This is a genomic window from Halalkalibacter wakoensis JCM 9140 (genome assembly GCF_000513095.1).
In the GTDB taxonomy this organism is placed as follows: Bacteria; Bacillota; Bacilli; order Bacillales; family Bacillaceae_D; genus Halalkalibacter; species Halalkalibacter wakoensis.
In genome coordinates this window covers 19,039-31,182 of record NZ_BAUT01000044.1, presented here as the reverse complement: position 1 = coordinate 31,182, position 12,144 = coordinate 19,039, and the positions used below count along the sequence as shown (strand labels likewise).

Sequence of the window (12,144 nt, the reverse complement as noted above, 5' to 3'; positions counted from 1 at the left end):
ATGCGCATAAACAATACGCTCAAGGCGCAGAAGAGCGCTGTTCCGGAGAACAGCATCTTCTTTGAATAAGCCGATGAGGGTAACAAAATGAGTACCTTTTTAGAAGACTCATCATGCTCTCTTCTGACAGAAATGAAAGAGAAGGGGAAGAAGTTGTCTGAAGAAGGGCTCTCTTCTGACAGAAATGAAAGAAAAGGGAAAAAAGCTGTCCGAAGAAGAGCTCCCTTCTGACAGAAATGAAAGAGAAAGGGAGAAAGTTGTCCGAACCCACCCCATCTTCAGACAAGATGAAGCACCAAAAGCTAAATCGAGTCCGAACCTAGCCAACTATGAACTAGTTTCATTTATTCAATGTCGAAACTTAAACTCTTATCTAACTCAAATTCTACATACCAATTGGCTATCTCTACAAAATAATCATCGTTGCACATAATTAAAATAGTTTAAAAGGAGTTGAAAGTAGATAGCTTAAAAAAGCAAAAAAACTGTCCTTCATCTCCCTGATGAAAAACAGTTCACTGGCATTCTTATTATCGAAAGAACTTTCAAGAACAATGAATCCTCGACTTAGTCCTTTTTCCACCATCTAAACTTAAAAAAGAACAAAACAGCAATAACCGCTAATAGACCTGACAATGCAAAATAAATTAAAAATTTATGTGTCTCAAATGATTGCTTAATAAAATACCACCTAATCCCAAGCTCATAACCTGATAAAACAAAGACGATGACCCAAAAGAAGGCCCCAATATACGAACAAAGCATAAAAACGCGCAAATTTAGACGAGAAATTCCGGCTAAATAACCAGTAACATGCCTAATTCCAGGGATAAAATAACCGATGATTAAGAGCCAAGCCCCATGCTTAGAAAACAACTGCTGGGCTTTTTCAATTCGTTTATGTGTCAAACGTAACTTTGGACCAAATTTTAACAGGAAAGGAAGACCTAATTTCGCTCCAAGTAAGTAGCTAATCGTAATTCCGATAATGGCACCGAGATATGAACTTATGAGTGCCGTCAAAAGATTGATTCTCCCTAGATATGCATAGTATCCAATGGTGAGCAATAATACCTCATCTGGGACAGGAAGACCTACTATTCCACCGATTAGTGCAATGAAAATTCCGAAATATCCATATTCAAAAATTAAGTACTTTACTATTTCCATATGATCTTCCTAACTAAAAGAGACTAGTCCTATTATAACGAATTTTCAGTTAGGAAACGAGATTAGAAATGAAAAATACAGAATAAAGCAGCTCAGATATGAACTGCTTTATTATAAATATTGAAGTAAACTAGTAGCAATAGAGAAGTAAATTAATAAACCTAAAATATCATTTATTGTTGTAATAAATGGCCCTGATGCAATAGCTGGATCTAGTTTTAACTTATTAATAATTAATGGGACAATTGCTCCAATAACAGTGGCAATGCTTAACGAACAAAAAACAGAAACCCCAACAATGATTGCTAGAATGACATTTCCATAAATCAGTGGAATGATGAGCACTAAAACTAGGGCACACAACAATCCAATCATGAGTCCTGTGCTAAACTCTCTTCGTAGTGTACGAAGGAGGCCTTTCTTCTCTATGGTACCAAGAGCTAGCCCGCGAACGACTACGGCTAGAGACTGGGTACCGGTATTACCTGCTGAATCCATTAGTAATGGAATAAAAGCAGCCAAAAGGACAATTTGCTCTAATGTCTCTTCATATTGATCAATGATACCAGCTGTAATCAGTCCGAAAAACATAAGCATAATAATCCAAGGTGAACGTAATTTTGCTGCTTGGAAAGCTGAAAGATTTACGTCGGTTGCCCCGCGTGAAGCGGAGAACTCCCCTAAGTCTTCAGTTGTTTCATCTTCTATAACATCCATTACATCATCGACTGTGACTATTCCTAATAATGTTCGATTTGGACTTATAATAGGAGCTGCTAAGAGGTCGTATTTTTTAATTAACTTGGCAACCTCTTCTTGATCAGAAGTGGACTCAATTGATATAACCCTTGAACTCATCAAATGTTCAATGACTTCATTGGGCGACGCTGTCAGTAAGTCACGTAAGGAAAGAACTCCGACAAGCTGCTTCACATCATTTACTACATATAAATAATAAATGGTTTCAGCATCAGGTGCTTCTAAACGCAACTGTTCAATGACCTGCTGGACGGTTTGATTCGAAGTAATCGAAACAAATTCTTTCGTCATAATTGAACCAGCTGTTTTGGGAGGATATGACATCAAATCAATGACATGATTCGCCTCTTCTGCTTTCATTGTTCTTAAAATGGCTTCTGCTTCATGAGCTTCTAATTGAGAGAGAAAATCGGCTGCATCATCTGCATACAAATGATTTAACATGTTAGCTGCGTACTGTTGATCAAGTTCTATAACGGCTAAATGTTTCTGTTCTTCAAAATCAAGTGCTTGAAAAATGGCAGCCATTTCGTTAGAATGAATGGCTTTGTATAGCTTTTGACGGAAACTTTCTTCAAGCGTTCCATAAAATTCTGCTTGATCAATTGGGTGTAACTGGAGAAATTCCCGACGAAAATGAGCATACTTACAGTCCTTTAACAATCCTATTAAATCATTTCTATACTGTTCTCTTTTCTCATTGTTAAGTTTCCCCATGGTTGACCTCCTTTTTATTAAACCACAGCAGTGCAGCGTAGGAGCCTCACCTAGCGAGGTATTCATTTAATTATGCTCTTTTACTTTATGCGGAAGTTTGGCAATGGTTCAGTCCGTAAAAACAATAGGAACCTAAAAGGAGAAAAACAGATTACTAGATTAGTTTCTTGCTCAACTCTCTCTCGTGCGATAAAATCAAACTATTCGTACTATAAAGGAGTACTTAACCTTGAACGAAACGATTGTAAAAAATATAGTAGCCATTGCAATTGGCGCGGCAATTGGCACAAGTCTTCGTTACTATTTAAATCTTTATACGTTAACCACTGGTTATCCAATTGGTACGTTAATTGAAAACCTAGGTGGAAGTTTATTGCTTGGATTCTTAACGGGTTGGTTTGTCATTCAAATCCCTCGTGAATGGATAAAAGTTGGTCTAGGAGTTGGACTGTGTGGCGGCTTTACAACGATGTCGACACTTGCTAGTGACACTGTCTTTCTTTTTTTAGAGCATGCTTGGTGGCTAAGTGCAGGATATGTGGCCTTGTCGGTTTTGGGTGGAATTAGCTTTGCTCTAGGAGGGTACGTTCTTGGTTTGAAAGTAGGAGAGCGTAAGAAATCGCAGGGGGTGGAAAGAGGATGAACCTTCTGTTAGTAAGTTTAGGTGGAGCGATAGGTGCAATTATTCGCTACTTGGTAGGATTAGCGATCATGAAACGATTCCCAACACCACCTATCCCAATTGCTATGCTCGTAGTCAATCTACTTGGCTCACTTGGATTAGGCATTTTTTATGGGACGTATTATAGTGGAATTCCCCTTGGGGCCTATGAAGAGCCTGCCTTTTTGTTGATTGGAATTGGTTTCTTTGGTGCATTTACGACTTTTTCTACCTTTAGTACAGAAACGGTACAGTTGTATCAAACAAAAGCATGGAAACCGTTATTTTCTTACATAAGCATTTCTATTGTTGGATCGATTCTTATGTTTGTTGGAGGTTTCATTTTAACAAAGTAAAAATAGAGCAGGGGATGGAATGAATGAGAGAAATGAACTTTAATACGAACACAGTGCATTTTCAAACGAAAGAACCTTCTAGAAATGCAAGCAAGGCTAAGCCAATCTATCAAACATCTGCTTTTGTTTTCACGGACTTAGATGATATGGAAAGCTTTTACGAAGGAGAAAAGGAGTACCTTTATTCAAGGTATAGCAATCCAAATACAGATGATCTTGGAAAAGGAGTTGCTCTTCTAGAAGAAACAGACGACGGAGTAGCAACGTCATCTGGAATGTCCGCTATTTTAGCAGGAGTGTTAGCTATTGCCAATCCTGGGGATCATCTTCTCGCTTCCGATGATTTGTACGGAGGAACATACCAGCTGTTTGCTCAAGAACTGCTTAACTTTGGGATTGATGTTAGTTTTGTTTCCTTTCAAAGTATCAATACAGTAAAAGAAGCATTCACTGATAAAACCGTTCTGATCTACACAGAATCTGTCACTAATCCTCTTCTAAGAGTTGAAAACCTTGAGGAAGTTATCGCATTAGCAAAAGAAAAAGGTGTAAAGACGATGATTGATAATACGTTTGCTACCCCTTATTTGCTAAAGCCCGCAACACTTGGAGCCGATCTAGTTGTTCATAGTGCAACGAAATATATTGGTGGACATAGTGATGTAACAGCTGGTGTTCTAGTTGGAGAGCAGGAGTTAATTAATAAAGCTAGAGGAAAAGTCATTACCCTTGGCTGCAACTTAAGTCCGTTTGAGGCGTGGCTTGCTTGCCGCGGGTTAAAGACGTTAAGTATTCGAATGGAAAGGCAAAGTCACAATGCCAAAGTACTTGCTAAAGCACTTGAAGCACATGAAGGAGTTGAACGTGTATTTTACCCTAAAGATGTTTCTGAAAAAGGGAATGGGGCAATGGTTAGCGTTGATTTAGCCGATCATGTAAACGTGGAACAGTTTTTCCGTTCGCTTGACTGGGTGAAAATTGCTCCAACACTTGCTGGTGTGGAGACAACCGTTTCTTACCCGCTTCGTACATCTCACCGTACAATTCCAGATGAATTACGAAAAGAACTAGGAATCGGGAAACAGCTTGTTCGTATTTCTGTAGGGATTGAAGATGAAAGAGATATTGTAGAGGCTTTTGTAAAGGCGATTGAAAAGGCAAAATAAAAGCCGAATCAAAGGACTTGAAACCTTTTTTAAGTCTTTAAAAATTTTATTTAAAAAAAGCTTGCAAGTGTGATTTAATCATGGTATTATTATTTTTGTTGCAAAGAAAATAGTCTGGTGGCGATAGCGAAGAGGTCACACCCGTTCCCATGCCGAACACGGTCGTTAAGCTCTTCAGCGCCGATGGTAGTTGGGGGCTTCCCCCTGTGAGAGTAGGACGTTGCCAGGCTGAAATTCTTTGTATAAAAAGAAAAGATGTTGACTATACTATTATTGTAAACAGTTAACACACTTTATAACGACGCGGGGTGGAGCAACGAGCAATACATCGTTGAAAACACTGCGAGTAACATCGACGCATTAACATCTTTGAAATGCGAGAAGAGGAAGATGTATTCTTCATTGAAAAGCATCATCCGAATACTTTATAACGACGCGGGGTGGAGCAGCCTGGTAGCTCGTCGGCTCATAACCCGAAGGTCGGCGGTTCAAATCCGTCCCCCGCAATACCAAGAAGAGACCGAAACGATATGTTTCGGTTTTTTCTTTTGCTATGATATCTAATGACTTGGGCAATCAGGTAAAATCAGATAAACTAGAAGAGAGACAACCCTTAGGTAGTAACATTCCTAAGGTTTTTTTATAAACGGATGATTTTCAGTGAGAGGGTCGGTTACAATGAAAGATGAGTTTGCATTTATTTCAAAAATCTCCCCTGATCATACCTATCAGAGTAGCCTTGTGCGTGGGATAGGAGATGATGCAGCTGTGTATGCTGGGTCGTCTGAAATGGAACAGGTTGTTTGTGTCGATACAATGGTAGAAGGAGTACATTTTCGAAAAGATACGCTTAGTTCCTTTCAGATAGGGAAAAAAGCGTTGGCGATTAATATTAGCGATATAGCGGCAATGGGGGCTATTCCAACCTACTATCTTGTTTCCGTTGCCGTTCCACCTACTTGGACAGAAGAAGAGCTTAGTGAGATCTATGAGGGGATGAACGAGTTAGCTAAACGGTACGAGATCGATTTAATCGGCGGAGATACGGTGTCGTCTAATGATGCACTTGTCATAACCGTGACAGCTATTGGAAAGGTTGAACAAGGGAAAGCTATTTTTAGAAGCGATGCTAGGGCTGATGATATTGTTTTTCTAACTGGATATGTTGGAGGCTCAGCTGCTGGGCTAGACGTATTGTTTGAAAAGGGGTTTAATGGACTTTTCTCTGATAAGGAAAAGCAACTCGTAAAAGCTCATCAAGAGCCAACTCCTCATGTTGAAGCAGGGAGGATTCTTGCGAAATCAAATGCGCGAATTTCGTTAAATGACGTGAGCGATGGAGTAGCAAGTGAAGCAAACGAACTAGCAGAGGCTAGTCAGGCAAGGCTGATCATTGAACAAGAGAGAATTCCGCTTCATCCAGCGATGAGTGAGTATTCGGTTGAGAGACAGTTGAAGTTTGCAATGTTTGGCGGCGAAGACTTTGTGTTAATAGGGACGGTTCCGAAAGAGAAAAAAGAAGAAATCTCAACACAATTTCGAAAAAGTGGCTTACCGTTTCATGAGATTGGTTTTATGGAAGCTGGTGAACCTAGCGTGTTTATAAAAGAGGGAAATGAACGAAAGAAAATTCAAAAACATGGATACAATCATTTTCAAAAGCGTGGGTGAAGGTATGGAGGATTGGAATGTAGTAACAGAGTCACCAGAGGAGACGATGACTCTAGCAGAGAAGTTAGGAAATATAGCTCAACCCGGTGATGTTCTTACACTTGAAGGAGACCTCGGCGCTGGAAAGACAAGCTTTACAAAGGGCTTTGCAAAAGGACTTGGGGTAAAACGTGTCGTTAACAGTCCCACATTTACAATAATAAAAGAGTATAAGGGGCGAATACCTCTTTATCATATGGATGTGTACCGAATGGAAGATGAGATGGAAGACCTCGGACTAGAAGAGTATTTTTACGGGGATGGTGCAACGGTGATTGAATGGCCTAGTATGATTGCAAGTCAGTTGCCGGAAGATCGCCTTATGATCTCATTGTTTCATGAAGGAGAGATGAGCAGGAATATAGTATTTCGAACGACAGGCCCCCGTTCAGTTGAGTTATTAAAGGAGTTGCGTCATGAGTAAAACATTAGCCATTGATACGTCATCATTTGTTATGGGGATTTCGGTTACAGATGGAGAACGAACGTTAGGTGAAGTTACAACAAATATCAAAAAAAATCATTCAATTCGGCTAATGCCAGCTATCGATCAATTGATGAAAGAAGTCGGAATAAAACCGAATCAACTTGAGAAAATTGTTGTAGCCAATGGACCAGGTTCTTACACTGGAGTTCGAATTGGTGTAACGACAGCAAAAACACTTGCATGGTCATTAAACATACCTGTTATTGGTGTATCAAGTGTCGCGGTTCTTGCTCAGACAGGTCGTTTTTTCGATGGAATCATTTCTCCCATTATGGATGCAAGACGCGGACAAGTTTATACAGGGCATTATGAGGTGGAAGGTAGCGATGTAAAAGAGGTTGCACATGATCGACTTGTTTTATTAGAAGACTGGCTTCTGTATGTAAAAGAGCAGAATAAACGAGTGTTATTTATCGGCCAAGATGTGTCGCTTCATGAGTCACTTATTCGTGAGAGGCTTGGAGAAATGGCTTGTTTTGCAACTGGTTCCATGTCTTTGCCAAGACCTTCAGAATTAGCTCGGTTAGGCCAAGGGAAAACGATGGATGAATCCGTGCACTCATTTGTCCCCAATTATTTGCAACTAGCCGAAGCCGAAGTTAATTGGCAAAAAGCACAAAAAGAAACGAGCTGTGACTCATGATTGAGCAGAAAAAGGAACAAATTCGTTTTATGACAGTAGAGGATTTGGACGTAGTCATGGAAGTAGAACATGATGCGTTTACCACCTCCCCTTGGGACCGATCCATTTTTTTAACTGAATTAACGTCAAATCAATTTGCGCATTATTTAGTTTATGAAGTCGAAGAAGAGATAATCGGCTACTGTGGATTGTGGATTGTCATGGATGAAGCTCAAATCACGAACGTGGCTGTTCATTCAAAATATCGCGGTAAAGGTCATGGTGAGAAGTTGCTTCGATACGTGATCGCTTTTTTAAAACAAATGGGTGTAGTGAAACTCTCTTTGGAAGTAAGAGTTTCGAATGAAGTCGCTCAGAACCTTTATCGAAAAATAGGTTTTGTAGAAGGTGGCATAAGAAAAAACTATTATGCTGATAATTTAGAGGATGCTCTAGTGATGTGGGTGAGTATAGATGAATGAAAAGGAATTAATTTTAGCCATTGAGACAAGTTGTGATGAAACGTCGGCAGCCGTTATCGAAAACGGGAGAACGATTGTAAGCAATGTCGTCTCATCACAAATTGAAAGCCATAAACGTTTTGGTGGAGTTGTCCCTGAGGTGGCATCGCGTCATCACGTTGAACAAATTACAGTGATCATCGAGCAAGCATGGAGGAGGCAAACGTTACATTTGCTGATTTACATGCTGTTGCTGTAACCGAAGGCCCTGGCCTTGTTGGTGCGTTATTAATTGGGGTTAATGCAGCTAAATCAATCGCATTTGCTCATAATATCCCGCTGATTGGTGTCCATCATATTGCTGGTCATATTTATGCGAATCAACTCGTCAAACCAATTTCCTTCCCGCTCTTGGCCCTTGTTGTTTCCGGTGGTCATACAGAACTTGTGTATATGAAGGAAGATGGCCATTTTGAAATTATCGGAGAGACTCGAGATGATGCAGTTGGTGAAGCATATGACAAAGTGGCACGAACGCTTGGATTGCCTTATCCAGGAGGTCCTCATATTGACCGTCTAGCCAAAGAAGGTAGTGAAACAATCGATTTTCCTAGGTCATGGTTAGAACCAGGTTCATTTGATTTTAGTTTTAGTGGATTGAAATCTTCCGTTATTAACACATTACACAACTTTAAACAACGTGGTGAGGAAGTGAAGGTGGAAGATGTTGCGGCAAGTTTTCAAGCGAGTGTCATAGATGTTCTTGTAGGGAAAACAAAGAAAGCTGTGGAACAACTCGAAGCAAAGCAGCTTCTATTAGCTGGAGGAGTTGCGGCGAATCAAGGACTACGTCAAGCGTTAGAAAAAGAGTTTTCCACAACCGAGGTCGATCTTAGAATCCCGCCATTGTCGCTTTGTACAGATAATGCCGCCATGATTGGGGCTGCAGCAAGTGTAAAGCTGAAGACTGAAAAATTTGCTTATTATGATTTAAATGGAAACCCTGGACTTGATTTGGAACAACAGTAAATATATGAATAAAAACCACTTAAGAGAGCAAATGCTATCGATAAGTGGTTTTTTTGTATATTGTGGCTGAATGGAAGCGACCCATGTTGAAATTTGCCAAAAAGAAGAAGAAGAAAAGGAACGGTTAGACAAGAGTTTTGTCGTAAAACGTAAAAATACTGTTAACAATTTTTATCCACAGTGTTGTTAACAATGTGGGTAAATCAAAAAAGACTACAAACAGTACGAAAAAATATGTTATTAACTTTTTTGTGGATAACCTAGTGGATAATGTGTATAAATAATTAAACCCTATATAAATCAAGGATTTACTTGTGAATAAGTATGTGGATAGTGTGGATATGTCAGAAAATTAGCCAAAAGGGTATGAAGAATATGTGGAGAAAGCTTACATTCGTAACAATACTACTATTCATTTGTTTGTTTCCTTTCATCAGTTTTGCAGAAGAAGAAACAAAATCAGAGAAAATTGTCGTTATTTTAGTTCCAGGATTCTCGATAAACGAGGCAGACTGGTTGATCCAAAATGAGCAGGACAGCTTCATATGGTCTGAGGCGGCTTTTGGAGCAATGAATGTTAGGCCTGATGGACCTTATTCCTATTTAAATAATATGGTGACGATGGCAGCTGGTGTTAAGGCTGTAGGAGTACAAGGTTGGAATAGTTATGAAATCGAAGAAGAGGTGAACGGATTTCCTGCGAATGAATGGACGTATCAATTAACCGGGATCTATAAAACGCAAGGACTCATTCATCCTGATTTTCATCGGCTAAACAACAAAAATCAACAAGGGACTCACCGTGGTCAAGTAGGAGACTTTGGAGAGCTACTAAGCTTAGCAGGTATTAAGAGAGAAGTATATGGTCATAGTGACACATTGGAAGAACAGATTCGATATGGGGCTTTACTTGCTGTTGATAAAAATGGCGATGTGGATGGAGAACTTAATAATGCAGTCAAAAAACAATCTGGTGCGATAAACGGGCAGGAAATGGATGTGGATTACCTTATAAACAAACTATCAACAGATGGGGAAAAAGAGTCTCGTTTTATTGTTGTAGAATGGGGCGATTTATACCGTTTGTTTGATCAAGCTTATTATATGGAAGACTCTCATTTCCAACAGGAACGAAACAGGCAGCTATTGCGTTTACAGTCATTTGTAGAGAAAGCACGTGAGGAAGTCGATCACCTTTGGTTGCTTTCACCGATGATGCATAAGCAAGCTTATGATGAACGTCAGCAGCTAGCACCCGTTTTTTATTGGGGAGAAAAGACTGGGGGTTTTTTGCATTCCGGTACAACGAGACAGGAATATTTATTAAGTAGCACGGATGTCATCCCGACCATTTTAAATTCATATGGATTGTCGAATGATTCGTTTTCTGGGAATACGATTATACAAACGGAAAGTGGTGTTGTTGATAAAACCCCAGCATTGCAAACGATAGATGAAATTGTCCTTATTTATCAAAGCCGTGCTAGTGTATTATCGATTTATATTACGTGTTTAGTTGTTGCGTTAATTGGTGCAGCTCTCTATGGATCGTTTGGAACGAAAAAAAGAAGAACATGGCGGTACATAACAAGATTGCTATTATTATCAGCTCTATGGTCACCATTTTGGTTTCTTGCCTTATCTGGGACAGTCAAAACGATAGGAGTCAGTGGCTTTGTCGTAAGTCTAATTGCCAGCTCATTTCTAGCTGGGTATGTAGTGGAAAAAGGGAGCGAGAAGCCTATTTTTTGGATTGGTGTTATGACCTTTCTTTTAATTACGATCGATGTTTTTATGGCCTCCGTTTTGATGCAACGTTCGTATTTAGGGTATGATCCAATTATTGGGGCCAGGTATTATGGGATAGGGAATGAATTTGCGGGAGTGTATGTGATCTCCGCTATTATGATGTTGAGTCCACTTACAAAATGGAATCATAAAGGGCTCTCTCTTTCCCTTATGCTAGCTATCTTTTTCTTAGTCGTAGTGGTCTTAGGGAAAAATAATCTTGGGACAAATGCAGGGGCAACTCTTTCGGCTGGATTGGCGTTTTCCTTTTTCCTATACAGATTTTTAGTGAAACGATGGTCGTGGCGCTTCTTGTTTACCATTGCAGCTGCTTCAATGAGCGTCTTGTTCCTCTTTCTATATATGCTACAATTAACAGGAGAACAGACACATATTGGAATGGCGTTTGAACGGTTATTAAGTGGAGACGTTCGATATATAACAGATACGATTCAGCGGAAAGTAGCCATGAATATAAAGATCTTCCGTCATTCTAATTGGACACAATTATTTATCACAAGTTATTTGTTGGGTGCGATCATTCTTTGGCGTAGAAGACTGCAGCTAGAGGGACAGGACAGACAACTTTTTCTGCAAACAGGTGTTGTCGCCTCATTTGCTTTGTTGTTATTAAATGATTCTGGAGTGGTTGCTGCAGCTACATCTATGTTCTGTGTTGTATCAGCGCACTATTATTGGTTGTCTGTAAGCAAGGAGGAAAACCATTTTGCAGTTGGAAAAACGATTCAATCTAGCCAGGCGGTTGAGGATTAGCGTTTTAGTAGTGCTTGCTATTACGCTCGCTTTAGATTACTTTCCTGTGTTAACAGGAGGAGTGGTCGGGAACACGATTATTTATCTGCTTCTCGGACTTTGCTTTGTAGCAGCGGCTACAGCTGAAGTGTTGTTACCGAGAAAGAACAACCAAAAAGCTGCTGTTCCCTTAGTGGAGCATGATTTATTTTTTATTGGTTATGTGATCGGGCTAATTGCGTTATTCACATTGGTAGGTGGACGATCGCAAATCGGATTACATATAGCGCATCCCGTTTTGTGGATATTCGTCGTCTACGCTACAATTAAATGGAATCTCGACCGAAAGCAAGCGAAGAAAGCAGAGGGCTGACTCTGCTTTCTTCTTTTTTGGGCTTTTTTTCGTAAGTGTTGTTGTTAATGGCATTGCTTTAAGTGAAAACGAAAAGTTAACGCAATATCTCA

11 protein-coding genes, 1 tRNA gene, 1 rRNA gene and 1 pseudogene are annotated in these 12,144 nt (G+C 39.8%); 12 read left to right on the top strand and 2 right to left on the bottom strand.

Going from position 1 to position 12,144, the window contains the following annotated elements; genetic code table 11:
* Nucleotides 1–567: 567 nt before the first annotated feature.
* Both JCM9140_RS15150 and mgtE read right to left on the bottom strand, forming a co-directional pair.
* The gene (locus JCM9140_RS15150) at nucleotides 568–1,170 is read right to left on the bottom strand and encodes a DedA family protein (RefSeq protein WP_034748276.1); all 603 of its coding nucleotides are present in this window, start codon (nucleotides 1,168–1,170) and stop codon (nucleotides 568–570) included.
* Between the two features lie 111 nt (nucleotides 1,171–1,281).
* The gene (mgtE, locus tag JCM9140_RS15145) at nucleotides 1,282–2,646 is read right to left on the bottom strand and encodes a magnesium transporter (RefSeq protein ID WP_034748272.1); all 1,365 of its coding nucleotides are present in this window, start codon (nucleotides 2,644–2,646) and stop codon (nucleotides 1,282–1,284) included.
* Nucleotides 2,647–2,875: 229 nt separating this feature from the next.
* Here mgtE and JCM9140_RS15140 point away from each other — a divergent pair, with 229 nt between their 5' ends.
* From JCM9140_RS15140 to JCM9140_RS15085, 12 genes and pseudogenes are all read left to right on the top strand, one after another.
* Nucleotides 2,876–3,289 (top strand): CrcB family protein, encoded by a 414-nt coding sequence (locus JCM9140_RS15140; RefSeq protein ID WP_052002298.1) that lies wholly within the window; start codon nucleotides 2,876–2,878, stop codon nucleotides 3,287–3,289.
* The gene (gene crcB, locus JCM9140_RS15135; protein WP_034748269.1) at nucleotides 3,286–3,663 is read left to right on the top strand and encodes a fluoride efflux transporter CrcB; all 378 of its coding nucleotides are present in this window, start codon (nucleotides 3,286–3,288) and stop codon (nucleotides 3,661–3,663) included. The genes JCM9140_RS15140 and crcB overlap by 4 nt, the downstream gene beginning before the upstream one ends.
* A gap of 23 nt (nucleotides 3,664–3,686) precedes the next feature.
* Nucleotides 3,687–4,829: a trans-sulfuration enzyme family protein gene (locus tag JCM9140_RS15130; protein WP_034748265.1), complete on the top strand. Its 1,143-nt coding sequence runs from the start codon at nucleotides 3,687–3,689 to the stop codon at nucleotides 4,827–4,829.
* Nucleotides 4,830–4,942: 113 nt separating this feature from the next.
* Nucleotides 4,943–5,058 (top strand): 5S ribosomal RNA (gene rrf / locus JCM9140_RS15125).
* A gap of 205 nt (nucleotides 5,059–5,263) precedes the next feature.
* Nucleotides 5,264–5,336: transfer RNA gene (locus tag JCM9140_RS15120), tRNA-Met, on the top strand.
* Nucleotides 5,337–5,507: 171 nt separating this feature from the next.
* Nucleotides 5,508–6,500 (top strand): thiamine-phosphate kinase, encoded by a 993-nt coding sequence (thiL, locus tag JCM9140_RS15115; protein WP_034748262.1) that lies wholly within the window; start codon nucleotides 5,508–5,510, stop codon nucleotides 6,498–6,500.
* Between the two features lie 4 nt (nucleotides 6,501–6,504).
* Entirely contained in the window at nucleotides 6,505–6,963 is a 459-nt protein-coding gene (gene tsaE, locus JCM9140_RS15110; RefSeq protein ID WP_034748283.1) for a tRNA (adenosine(37)-N6)-threonylcarbamoyltransferase complex ATPase subunit type 1 TsaE, read from the top strand.
* Nucleotides 6,956–7,669 (top strand): tRNA (adenosine(37)-N6)-threonylcarbamoyltransferase complex dimerization subunit type 1 TsaB, encoded by a 714-nt coding sequence (gene tsaB / locus JCM9140_RS15105; protein ID WP_034748259.1) that lies wholly within the window; start codon nucleotides 6,956–6,958, stop codon nucleotides 7,667–7,669. Before tsaE ends, tsaB begins: the two co-directional genes overlap by 8 nt.
* Nucleotides 7,666–8,130, top strand: a complete 465-nt coding sequence (gene rimI / locus JCM9140_RS15100) for a ribosomal protein S18-alanine N-acetyltransferase (protein ID WP_034748256.1) — start codon at nucleotides 7,666–7,668, stop codon at nucleotides 8,128–8,130. Before tsaB ends, rimI begins: the two co-directional genes overlap by 4 nt.
* Nucleotides 8,123–9,138, top strand: a pseudogene (gene tsaD, locus JCM9140_RS15095) (tRNA (adenosine(37)-N6)-threonylcarbamoyltransferase complex transferase subunit TsaD). The gene rimI and the pseudogene tsaD overlap by 8 nt, the downstream one beginning before the upstream one ends.
* A 375-nt stretch (nucleotides 9,139–9,513) precedes the next feature.
* Nucleotides 9,514–11,700, top strand: coding sequence for an MFS transporter (locus JCM9140_RS15090; protein WP_034748253.1), 2,187 nt, complete (start codon nucleotides 9,514–9,516; stop codon nucleotides 11,698–11,700).
* Nucleotides 11,654–12,052, top strand: a complete 399-nt coding sequence (locus JCM9140_RS15085) for a hypothetical protein (protein WP_235715372.1) — start codon at nucleotides 11,654–11,656, stop codon at nucleotides 12,050–12,052. Before JCM9140_RS15090 ends, JCM9140_RS15085 begins: the two co-directional genes overlap by 47 nt.
* Nucleotides 12,053–12,144: the final 92 nt, after the last annotated feature.

Coding starts and splice junctions, on each gene's coding strand:
- rimI (WP_034748256.1), top strand. CDS start 7,666: ATGATTGAGCAGAAAAAGGAACAAATTCGTTTTATGACAGTAGAGGAT.
- JCM9140_RS15130 (WP_034748265.1), top strand. CDS start 3,687: ATGAGAGAAATGAACTTTAATACGAACACAGTGCATTTTCAAACGAAA.
- crcB (WP_034748269.1), top strand. CDS start 3,286: ATGAACCTTCTGTTAGTAAGTTTAGGTGGAGCGATAGGTGCAATTATT.
- JCM9140_RS15090 (WP_034748253.1), top strand. CDS start 9,514: ATGTGGAGAAAGCTTACATTCGTAACAATACTACTATTCATTTGTTTG.
- thiL (WP_034748262.1), top strand. CDS start 5,508: ATGAAAGATGAGTTTGCATTTATTTCAAAAATCTCCCCTGATCATACC.
- mgtE (WP_034748272.1), bottom strand. CDS start 2,646: ATGGGGAAACTTAACAATGAGAAAAGAGAACAGTATAGAAATGATTTA.
- tsaB (WP_034748259.1), top strand. CDS start 6,956: ATGAGTAAAACATTAGCCATTGATACGTCATCATTTGTTATGGGGATT.
- JCM9140_RS15150 (WP_034748276.1), bottom strand. CDS start 1,170: ATGGAAATAGTAAAGTACTTAATTTTTGAATATGGATATTTCGGAATT.
- tsaE (WP_034748283.1), top strand. CDS start 6,505: ATGGAGGATTGGAATGTAGTAACAGAGTCACCAGAGGAGACGATGACT.